General features: G+C 64.9%; 24 protein-coding genes. 12 read left to right on the plus strand and 12 right to left on the minus strand.

The features are described from left to right. Positions 1-62 precede the first annotated feature (62 nt). Positions 63-545, minus strand: coding sequence for an MSMEG_0572/Sll0783 family nitrogen starvation response protein (locus ACP15I_RS10230; RefSeq protein ID WP_424966511.1), 483 nt, complete (start codon positions 543-545; stop codon positions 63-65). A gap of 267 nt (positions 546-812) precedes the next feature. On the opposite strand from ACP15I_RS10230, the gene ACP15I_RS10235 reads away from it, so the two are divergent. Further along, positions 813-2,174 carry a PLP-dependent aminotransferase family protein gene (locus tag ACP15I_RS10235; RefSeq protein WP_424974987.1) on the plus strand — a complete coding sequence of 454 codons (1,362 nt, stop codon included), beginning with the start codon at positions 813-815 and terminating at the stop codon, positions 2,172-2,174. 84 nt (positions 2,175-2,258) lie between these two features. Further along, positions 2,259-3,653, plus strand: coding sequence for a PLP-dependent aminotransferase family protein (locus ACP15I_RS10240; RefSeq protein WP_424974988.1), 1,395 nt, complete (start codon positions 2,259-2,261; stop codon positions 3,651-3,653). Positions 3,654-3,665: 12 nt separating this feature from the next. Here the strand turns inward: ACP15I_RS10240 and ACP15I_RS10245 are convergent, their stop codons facing one another. Then, on the minus strand, positions 3,666-4,043 hold the full coding sequence (locus ACP15I_RS10245; RefSeq protein ID WP_424974989.1) for a DUF983 domain-containing protein: 378 nt from the start codon (positions 4,041-4,043) through the stop codon (positions 3,666-3,668). Positions 4,044-4,448: 405 nt separating this feature from the next. Then, complete coding sequence (locus ACP15I_RS10250) at positions 4,449-5,309, minus strand: MurR/RpiR family transcriptional regulator (RefSeq protein WP_424974990.1); 861 nt, start codon at positions 5,307-5,309, stop codon at positions 4,449-4,451. A gap of 103 nt (positions 5,310-5,412) precedes the next feature. Between ACP15I_RS10250 and ACP15I_RS10255 the strand changes: the two genes are divergently transcribed. From ACP15I_RS10255 to ACP15I_RS10285, 7 genes are all read left to right on the plus strand, one after another. Further along, a complete protein-coding gene (locus ACP15I_RS10255) occupies positions 5,413-5,946 on the plus strand; it encodes a TRAP transporter small permease (protein WP_424966515.1) in 534 nt (177 codons plus the stop codon). Positions 5,947-5,951: 5 nt separating this feature from the next. Further along, the gene (locus ACP15I_RS10260) at positions 5,952-7,229 is read left to right on the plus strand and encodes a TRAP transporter large permease (protein WP_424974991.1); all 1,278 of its coding nucleotides are present in this window, start codon (positions 5,952-5,954) and stop codon (positions 7,227-7,229) included. Between the two features lie 32 nt (positions 7,230-7,261). Next, positions 7,262-8,299, plus strand: coding sequence for a DctP family TRAP transporter solute-binding subunit (locus tag ACP15I_RS10265; RefSeq protein ID WP_424966517.1), 1,038 nt, complete (start codon positions 7,262-7,264; stop codon positions 8,297-8,299). A gap of 105 nt (positions 8,300-8,404) precedes the next feature. Further along, complete coding sequence (locus ACP15I_RS10270) at positions 8,405-9,643, plus strand: diaminopropionate ammonia-lyase (protein WP_424974992.1); 1,239 nt, start codon at positions 8,405-8,407, stop codon at positions 9,641-9,643. Continuing rightward, positions 9,643-10,881 carry a Zn-dependent hydrolase gene (locus tag ACP15I_RS10275; protein ID WP_424974993.1) on the plus strand — a complete coding sequence of 413 codons (1,239 nt, stop codon included), beginning with the start codon at positions 9,643-9,645 and terminating at the stop codon, positions 10,879-10,881. The genes ACP15I_RS10270 and ACP15I_RS10275 overlap by 1 nt, the downstream gene beginning before the upstream one ends. Further along, entirely contained in the window at positions 10,878-11,786 is a 909-nt protein-coding gene (locus ACP15I_RS10280; protein ID WP_424966520.1) for an N-carbamoyl-D-amino-acid hydrolase, read from the plus strand. The genes ACP15I_RS10275 and ACP15I_RS10280 overlap by 4 nt, the downstream gene beginning before the upstream one ends. Positions 11,787-11,946: 160 nt before the next feature. Continuing rightward, positions 11,947-12,465, plus strand: a complete 519-nt coding sequence (locus tag ACP15I_RS10285) for a DUF2867 domain-containing protein (RefSeq protein WP_424974994.1) — start codon at positions 11,947-11,949, stop codon at positions 12,463-12,465. Between the two features lie 51 nt (positions 12,466-12,516). On the opposite strand, the gene ACP15I_RS10290 is transcribed toward ACP15I_RS10285, so the two are convergent. Continuing rightward, positions 12,517-13,113: an NUDIX domain-containing protein gene (locus ACP15I_RS10290; protein ID WP_424966522.1), complete on the minus strand. Its 597-nt coding sequence runs from the start codon at positions 13,111-13,113 to the stop codon at positions 12,517-12,519. A gap of 66 nt (positions 13,114-13,179) precedes the next feature. On the opposite strand from ACP15I_RS10290, the gene ACP15I_RS10295 reads away from it, so the two are divergent. Then, the gene (locus tag ACP15I_RS10295) at positions 13,180-13,947 is read left to right on the plus strand and encodes a DeoR/GlpR family DNA-binding transcription regulator (protein WP_424974995.1); all 768 of its coding nucleotides are present in this window, start codon (positions 13,180-13,182) and stop codon (positions 13,945-13,947) included. A 14-nt stretch (positions 13,948-13,961) separates the two neighbouring features. Here ACP15I_RS10295 and ACP15I_RS10300 read toward each other — a convergent pair whose 3' ends face one another. After that, positions 13,962-14,615: a TenA family protein gene (locus tag ACP15I_RS10300; RefSeq protein ID WP_424974996.1), complete on the minus strand. Its 654-nt coding sequence runs from the start codon at positions 14,613-14,615 to the stop codon at positions 13,962-13,964. A gap of 171 nt (positions 14,616-14,786) precedes the next feature. After that, positions 14,787-15,242 (minus strand): MerR family transcriptional regulator, encoded by a 456-nt coding sequence (locus ACP15I_RS10305; RefSeq protein ID WP_424974997.1) that lies wholly within the window; start codon positions 15,240-15,242, stop codon positions 14,787-14,789. Between the two features lie 253 nt (positions 15,243-15,495). On the opposite strand from ACP15I_RS10305, the gene ACP15I_RS10310 reads away from it, so the two are divergent. Continuing rightward, positions 15,496-16,746, plus strand: coding sequence for a helix-turn-helix transcriptional regulator (locus ACP15I_RS10310; RefSeq protein WP_424974998.1), 1,251 nt, complete (start codon positions 15,496-15,498; stop codon positions 16,744-16,746). Position 16,747: 1 nt separating this feature from the next. On the opposite strand, the gene ACP15I_RS10315 is transcribed toward ACP15I_RS10310, so the two are convergent. The 6 genes from ACP15I_RS10315 to ACP15I_RS10340 all read right to left on the minus strand — a co-directional run bounded on the left by ACP15I_RS10315 (position 16,748) and on the right by ACP15I_RS10340 (position 20,571). Then, positions 16,748-17,026, minus strand: a complete 279-nt coding sequence (locus ACP15I_RS10315; RefSeq protein ID WP_424974999.1) for a hypothetical protein — start codon at positions 17,024-17,026, stop codon at positions 16,748-16,750. An 11-nt stretch (positions 17,027-17,037) separates the two neighbouring features. Further along, entirely contained in the window at positions 17,038-17,508 is a 471-nt protein-coding gene (locus tag ACP15I_RS10320; RefSeq protein WP_424966529.1) for a hypothetical protein, read from the minus strand. 341 nt (positions 17,509-17,849) lie between these two features. Then, complete coding sequence (locus ACP15I_RS10325) at positions 17,850-17,993, minus strand: hypothetical protein (protein ID WP_424975000.1); 144 nt, start codon at positions 17,991-17,993, stop codon at positions 17,850-17,852. Positions 17,994-18,064: 71 nt separating this feature from the next. Continuing rightward, the gene (locus ACP15I_RS10330) at positions 18,065-18,688 is read right to left on the minus strand and encodes an outer membrane protein (RefSeq protein ID WP_424975002.1); all 624 of its coding nucleotides are present in this window, start codon (positions 18,686-18,688) and stop codon (positions 18,065-18,067) included. Positions 18,689-18,877: 189 nt separating this feature from the next. Beyond that, entirely contained in the window at positions 18,878-19,663 is a 786-nt protein-coding gene (locus tag ACP15I_RS10335) for a LytTR family DNA-binding domain-containing protein (protein ID WP_424975003.1), read from the minus strand. A gap of 74 nt (positions 19,664-19,737) precedes the next feature. Next, complete coding sequence (locus tag ACP15I_RS10340; RefSeq protein ID WP_424975004.1) at positions 19,738-20,571, minus strand: hypothetical protein; 834 nt, start codon at positions 20,569-20,571, stop codon at positions 19,738-19,740. A 359-nt stretch (positions 20,572-20,930) separates the two neighbouring features. Here ACP15I_RS10340 and ACP15I_RS10345 point away from each other — a divergent pair, with 359 nt between their 5' ends. Then, the gene (locus tag ACP15I_RS10345; protein ID WP_424975005.1) at positions 20,931-22,457 is read left to right on the plus strand and encodes an ankyrin repeat domain-containing protein; all 1,527 of its coding nucleotides are present in this window, start codon (positions 20,931-20,933) and stop codon (positions 22,455-22,457) included. Positions 22,458-23,102: the final 645 nt, after the last annotated feature.

Here is a 23,102-nt window from a genome sequence, read left to right on the forward strand (position 1 = left end):
GAAGGTTGGTGGGGGATCAAGAGGCCGGGGCAACGCCGTTGCCGCCCCGGCCGAGGCCTGGGTCAGAGGGTCCAGGTATCGAGGATCAGGGCGTTGTCGCGCACATGCAGCAGCTTGAGGTCGAGCACATCCTGCGGCGCGATCGGCGTGATCCCCGGCAGGAGCGACGGCTCCCCATGGCCCATCAGCATCTGGAGCGCGAAGCGGCAGGCATAGACCTTGCCGCCTTCCTTCATGAACTTCGTCAGGTTCGCGGCATAGTTCTGCGCGCCGGGGAAGGCCTCGTCGCCAAGGGTGGGGAAGCCGCGCTGCACGCCCAGCGACACGCCGGGACCATAGAGCAGGACCGAGGTTTCAAATCCTTTGCGCTGCAGGCGGATCGCCTGAAGGATATTGACCAGCCCGATGGAGCCTTCGAAGGCCACGGTATGGAAGGTCACGAGGGCTTTCTGGCCCTCCTCGGCCTGGACGTCCTCAAAGACCTTGTGTTCGTAGTCTACGAAAAAGTCTCCGTCCTTGTGAGCGGGGGTTGTGACTTCTGGCATCGCATTCTCCTGTCATGCGCTTTTGGGTTTCACTTAGCTAGGCGCGGTGATCAGGAGTGGGCTATTGATGCATACAATTTTGCAGGTAATGCAATTGTATTGATTGTACGAATGTGCTGAGCGGATGGGCGTGGATCGAACCGGTTGTTCGAAAAATGGGCGAGCATAGGCTCAAGAGGCCGATGTTAGCGCCAGATAGCACCTGCAGGATTGTCTACATAATATGCATACAATAAGGGTTTTGCTGTCAAATCCCCGAGGTGTCCGATGCAGAACTGGCCCCAGCGAATCAAACAATCCGGTCGTCCCCGCTATCTGGCGATCGTGGACTGCATCGCGCAGGACATGAAGGACAGGGTGCTGTTGCCCGGGGATCAGCTCCCGCCGCAGCGCCAGCTGGCCGATATCATCGGGGTGAATTTCACGACCGTGTCGCGCGGCTATACCGAGGCGATCAATCGCGGGCTCATCGCGTCCCATGTGGGGCGTGGCACCTTCGTGCTGCCGCAAAAGAGCCTGAGCAGCAGTGACGAGCGGCGGGCGCTGGCCAATGACCTGACCATGAATGCCCCGCCCGAGCCGACCGATCCCGAACTGTTGGAGAGGATGCGGGCCGGGCTCTCGGCGGTGTCCGACGATCTGGTGCATCTCTTGCGCTATCAGGATCCGGTCGGGGGCAGTGTCGACAAGGAGGCCGCCTCGATCTGGTTGTCGATGCGGGGTCTGGTGCCCAATCTCGAACGGATCGCGGTCACGCCCGGGGCCCATGCCACGATGCTCGCAATCCTGACGGTCTTGGCCCGGCCGGGCGATTGCGTCCTCTGCGAGGAGATCACCTATGCCGGGTTCAAGAAGATCTGCACCCAGCTCGGGCTGAAGCTGGTCGGGTTGCCCATGGATGCGGATGGGGTGCAGCCGGATGCGCTGGAGGCGGCCATCGCCGAACACCACCCGCGGGCGCTCTATCTCAACCCGACCCTGCACAATCCGACGACCATGATCGTGCCGCAGGACCGCCGGCTCGAGATCGCCGAGGTCATCCGGCGACACAACCTACCGCTGATCGAGGATGATGCCTATGGGTTCGTGCTGCCGGATGCGCCGCCGCCCATGGCGACCAGTGCCCCGGAGCAGACCTGGTATATCGGCGGGCTCGCAAAATGCATCGGGGCGGGTCTGCGTCTGGCGTTTACGGTCACGCCCACGGCGCGGGCGGCCTTCGCGCTGGAAAACGGGATCCGCGCCGCCTCGGTCATGTCTTCGCCGGTCTCCATGGCGCTGGCCACGCGCTGGGTGCTGGACGGGACCGCGGACCAGATCCGCCGCTTCATCCGCAGCGAGACGAAGCTGCGGCAGGAGATTGCCGCCGAGCTTGTCACCGAGGCGGCGTTCGTCGCCAAGCCCCACGCGTTCAACATCTGGCTGCGTCTTCCGAGGGGCGTGACCAGTGCTTCGCTGATGGCGGCAATGTCGAACCACGAGATCGGCATCACGCCCGAAAGCGCCTTCCGCATGTCCGCGGGGGAGGATCGCTTCGTGCGCATCTGCCTCGGCGGGCGGATCCCCCGCGAGACACTGCCCCAGACGCTGTCACATCTGAACAATCAGATCTGGCAATTGTCCCAATAGGCGCGCGGGCTCCGTGTCGGGGCAGGCATTGCGGTCGCGACAATCTGCATACACTATGGCGGCATTGATCGGAGGAGACGCGCCATGGCGCCTGAGACGGAGAAACGCGCCTGGCTGCCGAAGGTGCAGAGGACGGACGGGCCGCTCTATCTCTCGATCGCGGAGGTCATCGCCGAGGACATCCGCAGCGGTGTCCTGACACCGGGGCAACGCCTGCCGCCGCAGCGGGCGCTGGCCAAGGCGCTCGGCGTCGATTTCACGACAGTGAGCCGGGCCTATGCGGCCGCAGCCAGACAGAATCTGGTCGAGGGCCGGGTCGGGCAGGGCACCTATGTAAAGCCGCGGATCTCGGAGGGGGGCGGGCGCGCCGCCCCGGACCGCACTGTGGATATGAGCATGAACATGCCGCCGCGCTTCGACGATCCGGGGCTGGTCCAGCAGATGTGGGGCAGTTTCCACGATCTGGGGCTCGAGAAAGGCGACAGCTTTCTCATGCGCTATCAGCGCCCCGGGGGCAGCGCCGAGGATCGCGATGCCGCGCGGGGCTGGCTCGAGGCGCAGTTTGGCCTGGAGGGCGCTGCGCAGGTGGTGCTTTGCAACGGGGTGCAGGGGGCGTTGCTCTCCATTCTCTCGCTGCTGGCCAAGCCCGGCGACACGCTGTGTTGCGAGGCGATTACCTTTCCCGGGTTTCTCGCGGTGGCGAAGTATCTCGGGCTCAACCTCGTGCCGGTCGAGATGGATGCCGAAGGCCTGCGGCCCGATGCGTTGGAGGCGGTCTGCGAGACCCATGGGCCCAAGGCGCTCTATACGATCCCGACCTTGCACAATCCGACCACGGCAACGCTGAGCTCCGAGCGTCGTCAGCGGATTGCCGAGATTGCCCGCAGGCACGATCTGACCGTGCTGGAGGATGACGCCTATGGCGCGCTGGCCGCTGAGGCTCCGCCGCCTCTGGCCCGCCACGCGCCAGAGCGGACCTGGCATATCTGCACCACGTCGAAATGCCTCGCGCCGTCCCTCCGGGTCTGTTTTGTCACGCCGCCGCAAGGTGCCTCGAATGAAGGGCTCAAGCGCGCCATTCGGGCAAATGGCGGGGTCGTCTCGCCGATTTCGGCGGGGTTGGTGACGACCTGGCTGTCCTCCGGTCTCGCGGCACAGATCACATCGGCCATTCTGGTCGAGACCCGCGCGCGGCAAGCGGCCTTTGCGGAGGCCGTGCCGGGCATCCCCCTGCGCGACGGGGCGTTCCATGTCTGGATGCCCCTGCCGGAGGGGCAATCGGCGACCGATCTGGCATTTGCCTTGCGCGGCAGCGGCCTCGGGATCCTGCCGGGGCAGGCCTTTGCCTGCGGCGCGCCGGTGAATGCGGTGCGGATCGCGCTGGGCTCTCCGGATCGGCTGGGGGATCTGCGCCGCGAATTGCGCGGTCTTGTCGAAGCGTTAAAGAACCCCGGAGAGGCCGCGTGGATGGCGGTCTGACGCCGCCGGGTCCTAGAACCCGTGCAGACGTTTGGCCCATTGCAGGCCGATCATCGCCCCCTTGAAGCGCGGCAAAAGCGCAAGAGAAAGCACGATCACCCCCACGGACACCGTTAGGGCCATGGTGAGCGCCGATGGCTGCCAGATCGACCACATGAGATGCATGGCGAACCCCGCCAGATGGCCCACGATGAGGATCGTCACATAGGCGGGTCCGTCATCGGCCCGGGCATGGGTCAGATCGAGGTCGCAGGCCTCGCACCGCTCATTCACCTTCAGGTAGCTGTGCAGGACTTTGCCCTCGCCGCATTTCGGGCAGCGCATGCGGAACCCGCGCTTGAGCGCTTGTCGGGTATTCCGGGCGGGGATGTCGTGCTCGATCGCTTCCACAGTGGGCTCCTTCGCGTAAGCAATATGCATACAAAAGGCATATAAGACGATTCTTGATTGGGTGCAATGCAAGCATTGATTTGCGTGGCGGGCCCTTCTTTGCGGCGTTTCGGGTGATTAACCCCTCCGAAACTTGCAGGCAATTCTCGACCCGGCGCGGCTCGGGGAACATTGAGTGTATATTGTATGCAGGCTTCGCGTTGGCGCGCCAAAGTGCACTTTCGGAAAAGCTGCAGCGTGATCGCGCCGCAGGCGAGCAGCATACCGTCCCGCTCAGCGCGGTCTTGGCGTCTCTGCCCTGACCGGGTTGCCGCTGGTGTGCATCGTCGACCCGAAGCGGGGTACCCCACGCAAGTCCAGTCCCCACTGTGCCCCTCGTTTATGCGCCTGCGACGGCGAACCCTGTCATTCGAGATCCGACAAGGTGTCGTGCAGGGCTTCGACACGCTCGAGATGGCCGCGATTGTCCTCGCCGCTATGGGTGGCCACACTGAGCACGAGGGCCCGCAGGATTGCCATGGCGCCGACATAGGAATCGAAGGCCTGGCTGGTCTGGACCGTCGAGGTCAGCGTCCAGCGTGCAAAGGCCGGGGCGGCGCGGATGCTGGTATCCGTGATCAAGAGGACGCTTGCCCCGGTTTCGGCGGCCACTTTGACCAGATCGGTGAAGGCTGCGGGCCTGCGGCGCAGCCCCATGAATACGGCCACATCTCCGGCGCGAAGCTGGGCAAGATCCTCGGCCATGGATTGTGCCGGGGCCGCCATGAGCGAGGTGTTGGGTCGAAGCTGTGACAGGCCCGCCGCCAGATACTGAGCGAGGGCGTGGCTGTTCCGGAACCCGGCAATCTTCACCATGCGGGCCGCGCCGATCGTCTCTGCGATATCGCGCAATGTGACCGGGTTCAGCGCAGAGAGCGTGGAATCGAGGACGGCGATCTCCTCTTGCAGGATGGCCGAGAGAAACTCAGACCCCGGTGTGACGCGGGAGGCCGTATGCAGCGGGGATCCCTGCATCTGCAAACGACGCGAGGCCTGCCTTGCGGCGTCAAAGGTCTCGAACCCGAGCCGTTTGAAGAACCGGGTGACCGTGGCATTGGACACGCCGGAGCGTCGCGCGAGCTCTGTCGCGGTGTGGGCTGCGAGATCCCCGGGATATTGCAGCAGCACGTCTGCAATGCGCCGTTCCTGCTCGGGCAAGTGGTCATAGGCCCCATGAATGCGCAGACTCAGGGATTTTGACGGGGATTCTGCTGGATTCTTGGGCAAAGCGACTCCGCGAAGATGAAAAATTCTTTTCACTAATTGATATGCGGCGAAACTGCGATTTCGGTCAAGGGACCCTGTCACCCCGTCCCGGAGACCTCAGCCCATGGCGTCGATCGCTGCCACCTCCAAACGCTGGAGCCTGCGGGTGAACTGGGTGGTGGAGCGTGTCTGCGTGGCGCTTCTGGTCCTGCTGGTGCTGGATGTGTGGCTGGGGGTTCTGCTGCGCTACGTGATCCCGCTGCCTTTGACTTTCACCGAAGAGCTGGCCCGCTACCTGATGATCTGGATGGCGCTTCTGGCTGTATCCTCGGGGATTGCGCATCGCGAGCATATTGGCGTCGAGTTCGTGTTTGTCCGCCTGCCTGCCGGGGTGCGCCGGGGGCTGGCGGTGGCCTTCGACGTGGTGGGCTTCCTCTTTTTCTTTGCCCTGTTCTGGTACGGCCTCGGCTTTGTCGAGCGCGGGATGACCCGGCTCACGATGATCTACGCGGTGCCCAAGGGATATGCCTTTGCCGGGGTGCCGCTCGCAGCCGCGCTCGCCTGTATCCAGCTGTTGCTGATGGGCATTCACGACGCCCTGTCAGAGCGACCGGTCGAGGCGACAGGTGCCTCCATCGCGGGCATGGGGGACGAGTGATGGGGATGCTCCTCGTACCGGCCGCCTTTTTCGGCTTCCTCGCGCTGGGCCTTCCGGTGGGGATCGCCATCGGCGTTGCCGGGATGATCGGGATCCTCGATATGGGGCCGCGCTTCATGACCATGGCCCCGGACCGGGTCTTTGCCGGTCTGGACCTCTTTCCGTTTCTCGCCATGCCCTTCTTCATCCTTGCGGGCGAGATCATGAACCGCTCGGGCATCACCCAGGGGCTGGTCAAGCTCGCCGAGGCGCTGGTGGGCTGGCTGCGCGGGGGCATGGCGCATTCCAACATGGTGGCCTCGGTGATGTTCGCCGGGATCACGGGCTCGGCCACCGCCGATGCCGCGGCGTTTGGCAACACGCTGGTGCCCGCGATGCAGCGGGCGGGGTATAGCCGCCCCTATGCCTGTGCCGTGACCGCCGCAGGCTCAATCATCGGGCCGACCATTCCGCCCTCTACCCTGGCGATCATCTACGGATCGATCATGGGGGTGTCGATTGCGGGCCTCTTCGCCGCCGGGATCCTGCCGGGGCTGCTGATCTGCGTGGTCTGCATGGCGATCATTGCGCTGACCGCCCGGGTCAAGAACCTGCCCAAGGGCGAGGGTGGGCCCAGCCTCTGCGCGGTCTGGGCCGCTTTGAAAGAGGGCGTGCTCGCGGTCCTGCTGCCGATCTTCATCCTGGGTTCGATCCTGGGGGGCTTTGCCACGCCGACCGAGGCGGCGGCCATCGCCGTGGCCTATGCGCTCTTTGTGGGCGGGGTGCTCTATCGCGCGCTGAGCTGGCAGGACCTCTACGAGGTTGCGGTGCGCACGACCCGGATCACCGGTGTGATCTTCCTCATCATCGCCTCGGCCACGATCCTCGGCTGGTGGATGACCTTCAACCAGATCCCGCAGGCGGTGGCCGAGGCGATGCTGTCGATCTCGGACAATCCCAATGTGATCATCGGGCTGATCCTCCTGCTGATCCTCGCCATCGGGATGGTCATGGATATCAACGCGACGCTGATCATCCTCGCACCGGTGCTGGCGCCGCTGACCCTGCAGATCGGGATGGATCCGGTCCATGCCGGGATCATGATCATTCTCGCGCTGAACATCTCGCTCATGACGCCCCCAGTCGGGGCCTGCCTGTTCGTGCTGGCCTCGGTCACGGGCGAGAAGGTGGAATCCATCACGAGGGAGCTCTGGCCCTTCATCCTCGCCGAGGTCCTCATCCTCGCGCTGGTGGCGTTCTGGTCCGATCTGACGCTTTTCGTGCCGAGACTGCTCGGCCTCTGACACCTCACAGACCAACAGGAAAGGAAATACATATGTCCCTGATCAAACCTCTCGCCGCGGCGGCCGCGGTTGCATTGCTCGCCGGACAGGCGGTTGCGCAGGATGTCACCATCCGTCTGGCGCATCTCAACCCGGCGGATCCGTTCAAGAGCCATTCCGGCGCCATGACGGCTGTGTTCAAATCCCTGGTCGAGGCCAATTCCAACGGCGCGATCGAGGTGCAGCTCTTCCCCAACGGTCAGCTTGGCAAGGATGCCGAAGTGCTCGATCAGGTGCGCGCGGGGCTGGTGGAAAGCACGATCTCCTCTTCGGGCGGGCTGGCGCAGCACTATCCGCTGGTCGGCGTTTTCGACATCCCCTTCGCCTTTCCCAATATCGGTGTCGCCAGTCGGGTGATCACCAAGGACAGCGCCTTTGGTGAGAAATTCGTCGGGGATATTGAGGACAAGACCGAGCTCAAGGTATTGGGCCTGCTCGATTCCGGCGGGTTCTTTGCCTTCACCAACTCCAAGCAGCCGATCACCTCGGTGGAGGATATGGACGGGCTGCGGATCCGCACTATGACCCTGCCCACCCATGAGGCGATGATCTCGTCGCTTGGGGGCCAGCCGACACCGCTGCCCTGGGCCGAGGTCTATACCGCGCTGCAGACCGGCGTGGCGGATGGCCAGATGAACCCGATCCCGATCATCGCCTTTGCGAAGTTCAACGAGGTGCAGGAGTATCTTTCGATCACCAACCACGTGATCACGCCCTATATCTGGACCATGAACGAAGCCTTCTTCGACAGCCTCTCGCCAGAGCATCAGACCCTGATCAGCTGGGCCGCCGAGGTCGCAACCGAAGCCGGGCGCTCCATGAACCGCGTGATCGAGGCCTCCGAGACCGGTCTGCCCGCGCTGGCCGAGAACATGGAGGTCAATGTGGTCTCCGGTGAAGAACTGGCCAAGTTCGCCGAGGCCGCCCAGCCCGCGGTCCGCGCCCTGATCGAAGAGCAATATGGCGCCGAGGGCATCGCCATGCTGGAAACGATGCTGGACTCCGTGGCCGCCGCCAAGGCGGAGTTCTAAGCTGTCACGGAACAGGCCGGGCGCTGCGTGCGCCCGGCACCCCGACGACGATTGACGACACTTCCACGACGGGGGACAGGCCCCTGTCGTTCCTGCGAGGACCGCATGACCACGGAAATTCGCCGCGCCACAGGCCGCGCCGACGACTTCACCCTTCTGATCAATCCGCTTGCCGCGAAGGATCACCCTTGGACCGACGCGCAGGATGCCATCCTGAATGACCGGGCCTTGGCGACGGCCCGGGACACGATCGGGTCCTGGCCGGGCTATGCCGAGACACCATTGGTCTCGCTGGACCAGACGGCCGCGCAGGTCGGGGTGGCGGCAATCCATTACAAGGACGAAGGCCCGCGCTTTGGCCTGCGCAGTTTCAAGGCGCTGGGCGGGGCCTATGCGGTGGCGCGGCTCCTGCAGGCGCAGGTCGCGGATACCCTCGGGCGCGCGGTCGAGATGTCCGAGATTGTCGGCGGTGCCCATCCCGAGATCGTCGCTGGCATCACCGTGTGCTGCGCCACGGATGGCAATCACGGACGCTCCGTCGCCTGGGGCGCGCAGACCTTCGGCTGCCGCTGCGTGATCTTTATCCACGCCACCGTTTCGGAGGGCCGCAAGACCGCGATCGAGGCCTATGGCGCCGAGGTGCGCCGCTGCGTCGGCAACTACGATGACAGCGTTCGCGAGGCGCAGGACACTGCAAGCCGCGAGGGCTGGTTCGTGGTCTCGGACACGTCCTATCCGGGCTATCTCGAAGTCCCGAAAGACGTGATGCAGGGCTATGAACTAATGGCGGCGGAGGCTTTTGACCAACTGGAGACCCCGCCCACCCATATCTTTCTGCAGACCGGGGTTGGTGGCATGGCCGCCGCCGTTGCGGCCCTCGCCAAGCGACGCTGGCAATCGGCGCGCCCGACCATCGTGCTGGCCGATCCCGACAAATCCGCCTGCTGGCTTGACAGTTACCGCGCCGGAGAGCCGCGCGCGGTCGAGGGGGATCTCGACACGCTCATGGCGGGGCTGGCCTGTGGCGAAGTGTCGATGCTGGCCTGGGAGGTGCTGCGGGATCACGGGGATGCAGTGATCGCCCTGACGGATGCGGCGGCCGTGGCCTCCATGCGCGATCTCGCGGATCCCTTGCCCGGTGATCCGCCCATCGTGGCGGGGGAAAGCGCGGTGGCCGGTCTGGCCGGGATGCGCGCAGTGCTGTCCGACCCGGATGCCATGGCCGCGCTTGGCCTCGGCGTCGGGGCGCGGGTGCTGGTCTTCGGGACCGAGGCGGATACGGACCCGGTCCTCTACGAAGAGCTGGTCGGCAAGAGCGCTGATACCGTCCGGCTGGCGGGCTGATGACCGCCCCATCCATTTCCGGCCCCCGCCTCATGGCGCGGCTGCGCCGCATGGGCGAGATCGGCGCGCTCGAGGGCGGGGGCGTGTGCCGTCTGGCCCTATCGGACGCGGACCGCGAGGGGCGGGACCAGTTTGTCGCCTGGCTCGAGGCGCTGGGGCTCACGGTCCAGATCGATGTGATCGGCAATATCTGGGGGCTGCGCCCGGGTCTGGAGGAGGGGCCGCCCGTGATGATCGGCTCCCATATCGATACGGTCGCCACCGGCGGGCTCTATGACGGGACGCTTGGGGTGATGGCGGGGCTTGAGCTGGTCGAGGCGCTGAACATGGCGCAGATCCAGACACGACACCCAATCGCCGTCGCGGCGTTCACGAATGAAGAGGGCGCGCGCTTCGCCCCGGACATGATGGGGTCCGGCGTCCATCAGGGCGCGCTGGATCTGGCCGAGATGCGCGCAACCCGCGCCACGGATGGGAGCGCCGTGCTCGGCGACGAGCTTGACCGGATCGGCTATGCCGGACCCGTCCCGGCGGCCTCGATGACGCCGCGCGCCTATCTGGAGCTTCATGTGGAACAGGGACCCGTGCTCGAAGCCGAGGGCGTGGCCATCGGGGCGGTCACCGGGGTTCAGGGCATCTCCTGGACCGAGTTCACCATCACTGGGCAGTCCAACCATGCGGGCACCACGCCCATGTCCATGCGGCGGGACGCCGGGGTTGTCGCGGCAGAGATCGCCATTGCTGCGCGCCGCGTTGCCGGGGATGCGGGGCCGCCCCAGGTCGCGACGGTCGGCGTGCTGGAACTGACGCCGGGTCTCGTCAATGTCGTGCCTGCCGAAGCCCGGCTGACCGTGGATCTGCGTCACACGGAGGAGGCTCAGCTGGCCGCCTCCGAAGCGCGGCTGATGGCGGCTGCCGAGGCCGCGGCAGAGGCCGAGGGCTGTGCGCTGACTGCGCGCCGCCTCGCCCGGTTCGGTCCGGTCACCTTTGACCCCGCGCTGGTCGACAGGATCGCGGCAGCGGCCAGGGCGCGGGATTTGACGGTGCGCCGGATGCCATCCGGGGCCGGGCATGACGCGCAGATGTTTGCCCCGAATTGCCCTGCGGCCATGGTCTTTGTGCCCTCCGCAGGGGGGCTGAGCCACAATGTTCACGAACATACGGATGAGGCGGATCTCGTTGCGGGGGCGCAGGTCCTCCTCGATGTTGTCCTCGATCTCGCAGGAGCGGTTGCATGAGCAGGAAATTCGTCGTGGCCGGAGCGCAGCTCGGGCCCATCGCCCGGGACGAACCGCGCAGTTCCGCCGTCGCCCGCATGGCGGCCCTCATGCGCGCAGCCCATGGTCGGGGCGCACGGCTGGTGGTCTTTCCGGAGCTTGCCCTGACGACCTTCTTTCCGCGCTGGTTTCAGGAGCCGGGCCCCGCGCTGGACGCGTGGTTCGAGACCGAGATGCCCTCGGCCGAGACCCGACCGCTTTTTGAACTCGCGGCCGAGCTCGGCATCGGGTTTCACCTGGGCTATGCCGAGAAAACCCCGGATGGGCGCTACTTCAACACGGCGATCCTTGTGGATGAGACAGGGGCGATTGTCGGCAAGTACCGCAAGATCCACCTGCCGGGCCATGATCAGCATGAGCCCTGGCGACCCTTCCAGCATCTGGAGAAACGCTATTTCGAGACCGGCGATCTCGGCTTTCCGGTCTTTGACGCGCTGGGTGGCAAGCTCGGCATGTGCATCTGCAACGACCGACGCTGGCCGGAAACCTGGCGGATGCTCGGGCTGGGCGGGGCCGAGATGGTGGTGCTTGGCTATAACACGCCGCTCCACTATCCGCCCGCGCCGGAACACGATCATCTGCAGTACTTCCACAACGATCTGTCCCTGCAGGCGGGCTGCTATCAGAACGGGCTCTGGGCGGTGGGGGTCGCCAAGGCCGGGCAGGAAGAAGGCTGCGAGCTGATCGCGGGCAGCCTGATCGTCGCGCCGACCGGCGAGGTGGTGGCACGTGCCGCAACGGCGGGGGACGAGGTGTTCACGGCAGAGGTCGATCTCGATCGCTGCACGGAGATCCGGGCCAATATCTTCGACTTTCAGAAGCATCGCGAACCGCAGGAATACGGGGCCATCTGCACGCCGCGCTAAGGGCGGCGCCACTGAACGCAAACGCGGGGGTGAGGGCGCAGAGAGAGCCAAACCGGGGGGAACCGTTCGGGGTGCAAGGCACAGTCGCCTCGGAGCGGATCCTGCCCTAAGCACGTGCCCAGACCCCGCGCGCGGCGCGCTGTCACAAAGGGACGTTCCCATGACCGAGACCGGCTCCACCTTCGTGCCTCTGGGCGAGGCCAACGCGCTGCTCCTCGCCCCGATGGAGGCGCTGGACTATTTCGACACCCGTGCGATCCTGCTACCGCGTTCAGTCACGCCGTTGGAAGCCTGGAACCTGACGACGGAGCGTCCGCTGCCCCTGTTGCCCTTGGCCTTTCGGATCCGCGATGCAATTTGCGCGCCCTCCGGGGTCGCGCCCATTGGCGGGTTCAGTGGCACGCGGTCGTCCGAGGTGGCGGTGGGGGACCAGCTGGATTTCTTTCTGGTGGAGCATGTCTCGGACACATGCCTCTGCTTGACCGCTCGGGACCGGCATCTCGACGTGCTGACCTGTCTGTCCTGCACGGGTCGCAACCTCGCGATCACCTCTTCGGTCCGGACCCATAATGCATTCGGGCGCCTCTACATGCTGCCCGTCGGGCCAGCCCACAAACTGATCGTGTCGCGGCTTCTCAATCGTGTCGCGGATGCGCTCGAGGACGCGCCTGCGGGGTAGGGCGCGGTGTGGGTCGGCAACGCCTGTTCCAAGGGGGAAACCAGAGGGACGCTACCCTGCGGCCTGCGCCGTCAGCCGCTCGATCCAGAGCCTTTGTAGCAGGATGATCGTCTTGGCATCCCGGATGTCACCGGTCTCGATCATCTCCATCGCCTTGCCCAAGGGGATCTCGGACACCTCGATGTCTTCGCCCTCGTCGAACGCGCCGCCGCCATCGCTCACCTGATCCGAGGCGGTATAGGTCCCCATGAAGAAGGCGAGGTATTCCGTCACGGATCCGGGGCTCATGAAAACGTCGAACAGATGCGTTAGCGTCTGGACCCGGTAGCCGGTTTCCTCAAAGAGTTCCGCGCGCATTCGATCCTCGGCCCCTTCCCCTTCGAGCAAGCCCGCCGGGGTCTCGATCAGAGCCTCCAGCCCCGTGTTGACAAAGACAGGCAGCCGGAACTGCCGGGTGAGCAGCACGGTGTCCGTCCCGGCATTATAGAGCAGGCAGGTCGCGCCATTGCCTCGGTCATAGGTCTCGCGTGTCTGGCGCTGCCACTGGCCATCCCGCCGCCGCAGTTCAAATGCGTGTTTGGTCAGAACCCCCCAGTCATCTGAGAGGATTTCTTGGGAAATGGGGCGAAACCAGTCTGCTGTGTGCATCACCTTGATCCTTTTGTGCCCTGCCGTTATCGTGCAAAAACGTGCAGAGTCAAGAAAAGTCGTGCAATGCTGAGCCATGAACGGAAGACCCACCTGCTCTCCCTTCTCGCGTCACAGGGCCGTCTTGTGGCGAGGGATGTGAGCCGCGATCTCGGGGTGTCGGAGGATACGATCCGGCGCGATCTGCGCGAGCTGGCGAAGGAGGGCCGCCTCAAGCGCGTGCATGGGGGCGCTGTCCCGGTGGCACCGGCAAACGCGCCCTTTCCGCGCCGGATCGGGTTGGCAACGCCCGAGAAGATCGAGATCGGGCGGCATGCCGCGGCCATGGTTGAGCCGGGCCATGTGGTGTTCATCGATGGTGGGACAACGGCACTTCAGCTGGCCCGACACCTGCCACATGCCCTGAACGCGACGGTCATCACCCATAGCCCGAATGTGGTCATGGAGCTTTTGAACCACACGCATCTCGAGGTGGAGATCGTGGGCGGTCGACTTCTGCGCCATTCCATCGTGACAAGCGGTGCCGCCACGATCGAATGGCTGGATCGCTATCGGCCGGACCTGTGTTTCATCGGCGCGACCGGCCTGCACCCGGATGAGGGCATCACCACCGGAGACAGCGAGGATGCCGCCGTGAAGCGTGCCGTGATTGCCCGATCAGGTGCCGCGGTGATCCTCGGGTCGTCGGAAAAGTTTGGCACGGTTGCCGCCTGCGAGATCGCCCGCTGGGCCGAGATTGACGGCCTTGTCGTCTCCGGCGAGGCGGCGCCGAGAGCGACGGAGCTTTTCGGTCACCTGGGCTGCGAGATCCACATGAGCGATCGTCCCGGCTAAGGACGTGCGGGCCGTCAGCGGGCCACGAAGAACCCGTCCCACGCAGCGTCGAAAAAGGCGCGTTCAAGGGCAACCGCCCGGGCGAAAGTCGCGCGCACATCCGCGCGCCGGGTCTCGTCCAGTGTCTCGTAGACCGTGTCGAGCTGCCCGCGCAGATACGCCACGACGCCCGCAAAATCGGGACCCGCATGGAGGGTGATCCACTCACCCAGCCAGAATGGCAGCGCGTCGGCGCGATCCTCGACCGGCGCGGCCCAGTCGAGATAGATCCACTCGGCTACCACCAGAACAGAGAGCATGAGCTCATAGCGGCCCGAAAGGCGCGCGTCCTCCATCAGGTCCTGAAACGCGCGGGTTTGAGGGGCGGCCGCCTCGGCCTGGGGCACGCCGAGCGCCTCCAGCGCGCGCAGGAAATAGGTGTTCTCCGCACCGCAGATCGCGCCGAGAAACTGCGCGCCCGGCACGGCATCGGCCAAGGTTGGCGCATGGGCGACGGTGGCGGCAAGCAACCGGACGAAGCCTTCGACAAACAAGTAGTCCTGTTGCAGGTATCCGGCCATCTTCTCGGGGTCGAGCGTGCCCTCTGCAAGCGCGTCGGTGAACGCATGGGTGGTGGCTGCGTTCCAGTCCTCGGCAACCTGTGCCCGAAGGGTTTCTGTTGCGCTCATCGAAGCCTCCGAAACTGAGTGTGCTGCATGGATTGCGGGCGATGCGCCGCCTGTCATCCTCTTGGCCAGTGACGGCTGAACGGTGGGATGTCAATCAATCCGAGTGCGCATGCGCCCGCGTTGTGGAGCCGACCGATGCAGAGCGTCCCTGCTTTGCACTGCGCGCGCACCTCAATCCGCTGATCGCGAGGGCTCATCCTGCGACGCCCCGAAGGACGCGAGGATTGCGCGATGGGCATCCGTCCCCAGAAAGGCCGCCAGAACCGCGTTCACATCCCGCAGGAACGCCTTGTCGTCCCGGTGGACGGCGAAGGCACCGAACGCGGGCGGTGCCTCCTCCGTCGGAACGGGGACCAGCGCCAACCCCCAATCCGGAACTTGCGCGATGAAGGCGCTGTGCGGCTGGCCCACGCCCAGGTTCAGGGCGGTGAAGCGTTTCATCTGTTTCAGCGGCATGCCCGTTTCGCGCAACCAGTAGAGCAGGGTCAGCCATTCGACATCGCGCGGCGCAAAGCGGCGGTGCCCATCGCCCCCGCGGTGGATCTCGGGCAGCATGCCCGATCTTTCGTAGAACCGGATCGTGTCCGCGGACAGGCCACAGGCCGCCGATGCCTCTGCAATTTTCATGGTCGCTTCTGATCCTCCGCGTTCTGGATAGCGACTTGGAGCCGCTCCAAGTCAACGGGCAAATCGCGGGATCCCTGGCGGATTCGTCACGGACCCCATCGCCGGAATGCACTGGGCGGATTTGGGCGGCGCTACGGTCTCTGCCCTGCGCCTCGATTGTGTCGCTGGTTGGGGTCGCAGGGTCGGTTCATTTCGAAAACCCTTGCCCGGATCGGGGAACGGCCTTCTACTTTGCGCGATTTGAGGACGAGCAATGCGACCGGAAGAGATTGATGTCCATGCGCTGAGCGACCTTATCGGCGTGGTGTATGATTCCGCGCTGGAGCAGAACCAGTGGCAAAGCCTGATCACCCGGATCACCGACATGTTCCCGGGCTTTTTTGGCTGGACCAGTTCCTTTCACAACGAATACTGGCTCGGCATGTACAATGCGGATGGGTTCAACGACCTGCTGCTGGAACGCTGGGATGTGGAGCGCACGGATGACGACCGCGTCTTCTCGCAGATGCCGGACGAGCTGAACGACATGCGCCGCGTGCAGCGGCAGCGCGTGATGCCGACCCTTGGCGGGATCCTGAACTCGCGACAGGTGTTCACGGATGAAGAGCTGCACGGGTTCGAGTTCTACAAGCAGAAGATGAAGCCGCTCGGCATCGGCCACTGGATCGGGCTGGCCTTTGCAGTGTCCGGTCCCCGCTACGCCACGATCGCCTTTGCCGAGATCGACGCGATGCCGGGTGAGAAGGATTACACCGGACTGCACGCGCTGCTGGAGCTTTTGTCGCCGCATGTGGTGCGCGCCATGCGGATGTCCCGTGCGCTCCATCTTGCGAAGCAGGGGGCGGATGCCTTCCATGGGTTTCTCGATGTGGTCGCGCTGCCCCTGATCGTCTGCGATGCGGAGGGGCTGATGCTTTACAGCAATGAGGCTGGGCGCCGGATGCTCGCCCGTGGGGCCATCCTCCGGATCTCTGACGCCGGGCGGGTCACCCTGACCGAGCACCACGCGACGGATTGGCTCTATCGGTGCTTTCGCGATCTCGAGACCCGCAAGCAGACGCGGGGCCTGCGTGTCGAGGTCGAAGACGGGCCGGTCTCGCTCTGCGTTGCGCCCTTCCACCCGAGGATGTCCGAAGAGGTTCAGGCCGATCGGGACGTCTTCGAAAACGCCACGCTCTTTTCGATCTTTGTCGGCAGCCAGGGCACCGCGGCGGTGAACCCGGCGCTGTTGCAGGATGTCTTTGGCCTGACGCGGCGCGAGGCCGAGGTGTGCGGGCATATCGTCACCGGCCTGAGCCCCGCGGAAATCGCGGCCCTCACGGGCCGCGCGGAGAAGACCATCCGCAATCAGGTGCAGTCCGTGTTGGAAAAGGTGGGCGTGCATTCCACCGGGGCCCTGGGCGAAGCGCTCTCGGTCTTTCGGATCGTCGGGGCCATGTACGACCCGGACGACCCGATCCTCTATGCGCCCGCCCCGGGCGTCTTTTCCGGACGGTCGTCCTGAGTCAGACCATCATCCGCCCGCGTTCGTATTCGACGGACTCGGGCATCCCCGCCAGATGGGTGATGATCGCGTTCCAGATGCCCAAGGCGTGGGCCTGTCCCGCCGTGGCCGCCTCCTGGCTTTCGTAGATGGCCATGACGATGCCCTTGCCCTCGCCCGTCCAGGCCGCCTGCATGCGGATGACGCCGGGGATGGCAGCGATCTTTTCTGAGATGCCGTCAAGCTGGGCTTCGACCGCGGCGATGTCAGTTGCTTCGAAGGTTGTGACACGTGTGTACATGTGGCGTCCTCTTACTGAAGCGTGACCGAACCAAGCACGTCGAGCTTGCTGTCACCGGTTTCGGGGTTGGTCAGTGTCGTGAAGGTCCCACCGCCGGTGGCCGTCGCGAACTTGCCGGTGCCGCCGGACACGTGCCACGTGCCGAGGGCGGCGCGGTCTGCGGTCATGCCATGCACGGACCAGGGTCCGTACCACATATCCCCATCCGCATCGGTCCAGGAGCAGATGCCGCCACCGGTTGCGCCGGCGCCCATCGTGACCAGCATGTTGCCGGTACAGGTGCCGCCCATCCCCGCCATCGGCGTGCCGTTCTCGGGCAGGGTATAGGCGGTGTCGCTCTTGATATAGAGATGGGTGTCCCCGAGGGGGGTGTATTCGTTGCTCGCCTTGCCGAGGGTCGTGCCGCTGATATCAAAGGATCCGCTTTCGGCGAGGGCGGCGCCACTGCTGGCGAGGATGGCGAGAAGGGTAAGAAGCTTCATTGCAAAATCTCTGTTTACGGGTGTCCGGCGCTTTCCTCCGTGCGCCGTTGACGCAGACCCAGCCTGACCCAAGGGAAGCTGCGGATGCATGGGCAATATTCCCCAAGGGGCACCCGTTTCAGACGTCCATAGCGAGGCGTCGTTCCTCCGCTGCGCCGGGGTACGCGCGCGGGTGACCCTGCCTGCCCTAGGCAGGCAAGGCTTCGCGGTCGGGGCGTGACGGAAAGAACAAGCTCACCCGCCGAGCCATGGGCCAGGGGCGACAGTCCGGGGAACGCTCGCGCCGTGTTGTCAGCGGCAGGCGTGGAGGCCTGGGCGCAGCACCGTGTCGGTCACAGGGATCACGCGTTGTCGGCTTCGATCCCCGCGATCATCACATTGGCAAACTTGCCCGCCGCGATGTCGACGATATTGGCCGCCTTGGATGACGTGGCCGCAAATCTGATACCAAGAACGAGCGTGCCGAGTTGGCGCGTATCCGTCATGAGGGTTCTCCAGTTTGCAGAGAGAGGGGACGACCCGTGCAGGGGTCCAATGAACCGATAGGTCCCGAAGCTCAGAACGTGAATGTCGTGCCGATGATGAGATCGACCGTCTGGTAGTCGGCCTTCAGCCTGCCACCTGGACCCGAGAGGTCCTGCCGCCCGGCATCGAAATAGCGCAGCTCGCCATTGACGGACCATCGCTCCGAGAGCGCGTATGCAGCGCCCAGCATGATCTGGAAACCGATGCTGCCAGTGTCGTTGTATTCACCGGGTGCACTGCCGCCCTCCACGTCGAAATCGACCTCTGTGACATAGGCCAGGCCTGCGCCCAGATAGGGGGTCACCCGGCCCCCGGCGCGCGGGGCGAAGTCGTAATAGCCATTCACCGCAAGCGTGGTGGAGGCAAAGTCACCCCGTACCCCTGCGCCACCATCGGCGTCGCCGGTGCGGTAGGCGTATTCGATCTCCGAACGGAACGGGCTTCCGGCATAGTCATAGCCGATCGCACCCCCGAGGATCTGTCCCCTGTCAAAGCCCGTGTCGCCCGGTGTCACGCCGGAAAGATCTGTATCCGACAGCATGGATGCGCCCCCGAAGCCACGGATGTAAAAGCTGCCATCCGCCACCGCAGGAAAGGCGACGCTTGTCAGGAGTGCTGCGGCGAGAACGGTGCGGGACAGGGATGAGAAGGCCATGTGCGAGGTCCTTTGTGAGCGTGCATTGAGCCGCCTGCCGAGCAAGCGATGCCACGACACTTCAAGCGCAAGCGTCTGGTTTCAAAGGGATCTGCACGAACGGCCCGTCTGACTGCACGAATGGCAGCCCGGGTTTGCGATCCTTTGGCAGAGGGTAGGGCGCGCGGCCGACCGCCCTCCCCCGCAGGGTCAGACCGTGCTGCGCCGCGCCGCCTTGAGGGCCGCGCGATAGCTGCGGCTGACCGGCAATTCGACCCCGCTGATCATCCGGCAGATGACCCGGCCGTCGCCCGAGACCACCTCGTCGATCTGGTCCAGGGCAACCCAGTGGGAGCGATGGACCTGCATGCCGTTTTGGCTCTGCAACAGATCGACCGCCCGGCCAAAGGGGAACAGGATCAGCGTATCGCCTTGGGTGGTGAAGACGCGGATGTAGTGCAGCTCTGCCGAGAGTGCCACGAGCTGGCGTCCGAGCCGCCCGGGAATACGGGACCAGAATTCGGCCGCGTCTGCCCGTTGCGGGTCGGGGTCTGCCGGGGCGTCCTGCGGGCGCGCGACACGCCGCGCGCCGCGTTCAAGCTGCAAAAGGCTTGGCGCGTTGATCAGGCTCCAGATCAGCACGAGGGGTAGAAAGAAATGCGCCAGTTCAGCGCCGAGGCGGAGCACGAGCGCATCGCCCTGATCGTCGAGTGCGCCCTCGCCGCCGAGCACCTCGTCAATGCCAAGTGCAATGGGCGCAAAGAGCAAGGAGGCCAGGATCGCCGAGACCACGACCTGCACGATGCTCGGAAGCGCGGAAAAACGCTCGATCCGTCCAAGCACCATCTGGGTCAAGGCGAGCAGGGCAAGCGCGGGGGCCACATGGGCGGCCCAGAATGCCAAGGTGTTCAGGGTGCCCAACCCCTCGGATGCGCTTGGGCCGATCGAGGTCAAGCCGATGATCAGGCCGATGCCGCAGAGGATAAGATAAGGCACCCAGCCGATATTCGACCCGCGAGCGGGTGCCCTTATACCGGGATCTGTGGCACCGCTGCTCTTGCCATCGTCCTTCATGCGCTGATCAGCGGAATGCCCTGCAGGGCCTTGAGAAACACCATGGCGGTGAAGCTGGCATAAAGCAGCGCCACGATCCAGATCACCCGCGCCGAGAGGTTGAGCCGATCCGCCAGAAGCCCGAAGACTGGCAGGATCTGCATGGCGTGCAGTGCAAAGAAATGTGCCGGGCGCAGATCGCCCACCTCCATGGACCAGCCGAGCAGCGGCAACTTTGGCCCATCCGCCGAGGGCAGGCCCACAAAGCGCCCGCCATTGCCCGCCAGTGTCCCGGCGACCCAGAAGGTCAGCACCATCGTCGCGATAAAGCCAAGGGCGATGCCCAGTCGCAGCCGCGGTGCGAAGCGGGCGGCTCGGTCCATCCAGACCGCACCCCCGACAAGCCCCACGGTCAGCATGAGTACCGTCGCCCCCGCGCCCATCAGCCCGTACATCATTGCGTGAAACGGCGTGGTATCGTTGAAATGCGAGAGTTCCTGCCGCGCGGCCTGTGTGCCGATATAGGCCATCTCGAAGACGAAGGCGGCCCCGGAGGCCCCGACGGTCGAGACCAGCAGCCAGCTTGTCCTCCAGCGCGGCGACAGGCGCTGCGTGGCAAGACCGAGGGTCGCAAAGAGCAGCGCGAAAGAGACGCTGAATTTGAACGGTTTCAACCAGACCGGCTCGCCACCGATCATCCTGTCATCGAGCATGAGCATCCCCAGCGTCAGGAGGGTCATCCCGACCGCCGCGCGGCTCAGGCGCGCGAACCCGCGGGCCGCATCGAACCGCGTGGGGATGGCGATGGCATGCGCGGTGGATCTGATCCGCTGCAATCCGGTCTCCAGCATCTTGGTGCTCCCCTGTGGTATCCGGTGACCCAGATGGTGCCGCGAGAGCCGCGGACCAGCGCGCCTGCACGAATGGTGCGTTCGCGTGCACCAACCGCAACTCGGGCCCCGCTGCCCGAGCCCCTCTGAGAGGGGGCATGGCGCTCTGAACCGCGCCAGGGGATTCCATGCCCCGATACCCGTGCCGGGCAGGACATGGTTGAACTGGTCATCGCGGCTCGCTAGCCTGACGGGGCTTCGGGGCAAGTATCCAGGTCCGCGGAAAGCCGTCATCGGCAGCCCAGTCCAAGACAGACATCCTTTTTTCGGCTGTCTCATGCTCGAACCAGCGGACTTGCGAGCCTGAAGTGAGAGATCCGATGACAAAATCCCTGAAACAGCTCCGTCGTGACGCCAAGGCTCTGCGCAAGGCGCATCAGGCGGGCGAGTTGCGCGCGACCCAGCGCATTGCCAATTATCCGCCCCGTCCCGAGGGCACCGCTCTGAAATACGCGGATTACCTCCATGTGATCGCACGGGAGAACAGCTTCCCGTCTTGGCCCGCGCTCAAGCTCGCGGCGGACATGATTGGCATGGACCTGGCTGCGAAACGCCAGCGGCTCAAACTGGCGCTCTACAATGGGCAATTCGGGGTGGCGGACCAGTTGCTCGCGGACACGCCCGATCTGGCCGAGGGTGATCTGGCGCTTTGCCTCGGGCTCTATCTCAGGCCACAGGTCCTGCAGATACTGGAGGAGGCGCCGGAACGTGCGACGCAGCTCATCGGGTTTCGCGCCCCGCCTCTGACGATCCTCGCCCGGTCCAAATGGATCCACCACAAACCGGAACGGGCCGGGGACATGCTTGCCATCGCGGACGCCCTGCTGGCCCATGACGCGGATCTCGATCTCGGCGCGCCGGTCTATGACGGGACGGACTATACGCTGTCGCTGCTCTACTTCGCGATCGGGCATGCGAACAACATGCCGCTCGGGCAGTGGCTGTTGGAGAAGGGGGCGAACCCCAATGATGGAGAGAGCCTCTATCATGCGACGGAGCTGGGCCATCACGCGGGGTTGGAGATGTTGCTGGCGCATGGGGCCGATCCCAAGGGCACCAATGCGCTGCTGCGCGCGATGGATTTCCACGACACGACCGCTGTGCAGATGCTGCTCGATCATGGCGCGCAGGTGGACGAGTTCGACGGGTCCCATGTGGGGGGCGAGGCGCCCTGGGTCGTACCCGCGCTGCATCAGGCGGCACGTCGCATGTGTGGGGCTGATATGATCGATCGTCTGCTCCGAAACGGGGCGGATCCCGAGCGTCGCTTCGAGGGGACCACGCCCTATGCCTATGCCCGTGTCTTTGGCAATCAGGCGCTGACCCGGACGCTGGCGGCGCGCGGGGTCGATACGACATTGACCGAGATCGAAACCCTGCTCGCGGCGGCCGCCGAGGGGGCGACGGGCGCGCGGATCTCTGACCCGGCAGCGATCCCCGTGGCCTATCGCAACATCATTCGCATGATCCTGCATATCCCGCGCAAGCTGGACCATGTCCGCAGTCTTGTTGCGCTGGGGGTCGCGCCGGACCTGCCGGATACCGAAGGGCTCACCCCGGTGCAGGTGGCCGGTTGGGAAGGCCTGCCCGAGGTCATGGCCTATCTTTTGACCCAAAAGCCGGATCTGACCCATATGAACAGCTATGGCGGCACGCTTCTGTCGACGATCCTGCATGGGGCGGAAAACTGCCCGCAGCGGGCAGAGCGAGACTATATCGGGTGCCTGCAGCTCGCCCTGCAGGAGGGCGTGCTCCTGCCGCGCCGGGCAATCGATCTGGCGGGGGGCGATGACATCGTGGAATTCCTGTCGGACTGGGCCGAGCGCCACCCGGAACAAGTGGTTTAGCGCGGGGTCGGCGAGGGCATCCTGTTTCGTTGGGGGTACCGGGATGCTGCGTCCGACAGTGTCAACGCGTAACGCTCTTGCGCCTTTCACCTGATCCTCGGATCGCGCTTGGGGCGGCCGCCAGACCGGAGGCCGCCTGGCTGGCGTTCCGGGTGTCGCGCGCCATGGGCATCCGGGTTTCTTTGCCATGATATGCCCGAATCCCCCGCGCGCCCTTTGGCTTACCCATAGCTGGCTCAGGTGGTCTGAACCTGCTGGGCACAGAACCGGGCGCAGGAAGCAGTACGACTGTGCCCCAATTAGTGGGGGTGACCTCGTGGCGAACGCGGACCATCTTGATCCGGCTTTTCCCGGGATCGCGTTTGCGGATGGGGCCGCAGCTTCGGGGACCTGCGCGTTGGTGCGTTTACCAAGCCGAAAAAAGTTCGCGACCTGAGAGGGGAAACCATCCTAAGTCTAATGCTCGAGCCTGATTTCTATATGAACGGAACCAGGCGTAGGTTGACCTGAGCTTTGGCAGAGGCTGCTTCGGGACCGGCTGTCCCGAGATTCTGGCTGCCGGACACGTCGTCACAGCAGCACATCGCTCAGCTATCCTGCCACGGAAAGGGTCGAGCTCGTCAAACAGGCGAAGGCTTCGCCGGG

The organism is Dinoroseobacter sp. S124A (genome assembly GCF_049801015.1).
In the GTDB taxonomy this organism is placed as follows: Bacteria; Pseudomonadota; Alphaproteobacteria; order Rhodobacterales; family Rhodobacteraceae; genus Dinoroseobacter.

Bases quoted from the DNA above. Each gene is read 5' to 3' on its own strand.
- ACP15I_RS10230 (WP_424966511.1), bottom strand. From the start codon at position 545: ATGCCAGAAGTCACAACCCCCGCTCACAAGGACGGAGACTTTTTCGTA.
- ACP15I_RS10235 (WP_424974987.1), top strand. From the start codon at position 813: ATGCAGAACTGGCCCCAGCGAATCAAACAATCCGGTCGTCCCCGCTAT.
- ACP15I_RS10240 (WP_424974988.1), top strand. From the start codon at position 2,259: ATGGCGCCTGAGACGGAGAAACGCGCCTGGCTGCCGAAGGTGCAGAGG.
- ACP15I_RS10255 (WP_424966515.1), top strand. From the start codon at position 5,413: ATGGCGTCGATCGCTGCCACCTCCAAACGCTGGAGCCTGCGGGTGAAC.
- ACP15I_RS10260 (WP_424974991.1), top strand. From the start codon at position 5,952: ATGCTCCTCGTACCGGCCGCCTTTTTCGGCTTCCTCGCGCTGGGCCTT.
- ACP15I_RS10265 (WP_424966517.1), top strand. From the start codon at position 7,262: ATGTCCCTGATCAAACCTCTCGCCGCGGCGGCCGCGGTTGCATTGCTC.
- ACP15I_RS10270 (WP_424974992.1), top strand. From the start codon at position 8,405: ATGACCACGGAAATTCGCCGCGCCACAGGCCGCGCCGACGACTTCACC.
- ACP15I_RS10275 (WP_424974993.1), top strand. From the start codon at position 9,643: ATGACCGCCCCATCCATTTCCGGCCCCCGCCTCATGGCGCGGCTGCGC.
- ACP15I_RS10280 (WP_424966520.1), top strand. From the start codon at position 10,878: ATGAGCAGGAAATTCGTCGTGGCCGGAGCGCAGCTCGGGCCCATCGCC.
- ACP15I_RS10285 (WP_424974994.1), top strand. From the start codon at position 11,947: ATGACCGAGACCGGCTCCACCTTCGTGCCTCTGGGCGAGGCCAACGCG.
- ACP15I_RS10290 (WP_424966522.1), bottom strand. From the start codon at position 13,113: ATGCACACAGCAGACTGGTTTCGCCCCATTTCCCAAGAAATCCTCTCA.
- ACP15I_RS10295 (WP_424974995.1), top strand. From the start codon at position 13,180: ATGCTGAGCCATGAACGGAAGACCCACCTGCTCTCCCTTCTCGCGTCA.
- ACP15I_RS10300 (WP_424974996.1), bottom strand. From the start codon at position 14,615: ATGAGCGCAACAGAAACCCTTCGGGCACAGGTTGCCGAGGACTGGAAC.
- ACP15I_RS10305 (WP_424974997.1), bottom strand. From the start codon at position 15,242: ATGAAAATTGCAGAGGCATCGGCGGCCTGTGGCCTGTCCGCGGACACG.
- ACP15I_RS10310 (WP_424974998.1), top strand. From the start codon at position 15,496: ATGCGACCGGAAGAGATTGATGTCCATGCGCTGAGCGACCTTATCGGC.
- ACP15I_RS10315 (WP_424974999.1), bottom strand. From the start codon at position 17,026: ATGTACACACGTGTCACAACCTTCGAAGCAACTGACATCGCCGCGGTC.
- ACP15I_RS10320 (WP_424966529.1), bottom strand. From the start codon at position 17,508: ATGAAGCTTCTTACCCTTCTCGCCATCCTCGCCAGCAGTGGCGCCGCC.
- ACP15I_RS10325 (WP_424975000.1), bottom strand. From the start codon at position 17,993: ATGACGGATACGCGCCAACTCGGCACGCTCGTTCTTGGTATCAGATTT.
- ACP15I_RS10330 (WP_424975002.1), bottom strand. From the start codon at position 18,688: ATGGCCTTCTCATCCCTGTCCCGCACCGTTCTCGCCGCAGCACTCCTG.
- ACP15I_RS10340 (WP_424975004.1), bottom strand. From the start codon at position 20,571: ATGCTGGAGACCGGATTGCAGCGGATCAGATCCACCGCGCATGCCATC.
- ACP15I_RS10345 (WP_424975005.1), top strand. From the start codon at position 20,931: ATGACAAAATCCCTGAAACAGCTCCGTCGTGACGCCAAGGCTCTGCGC.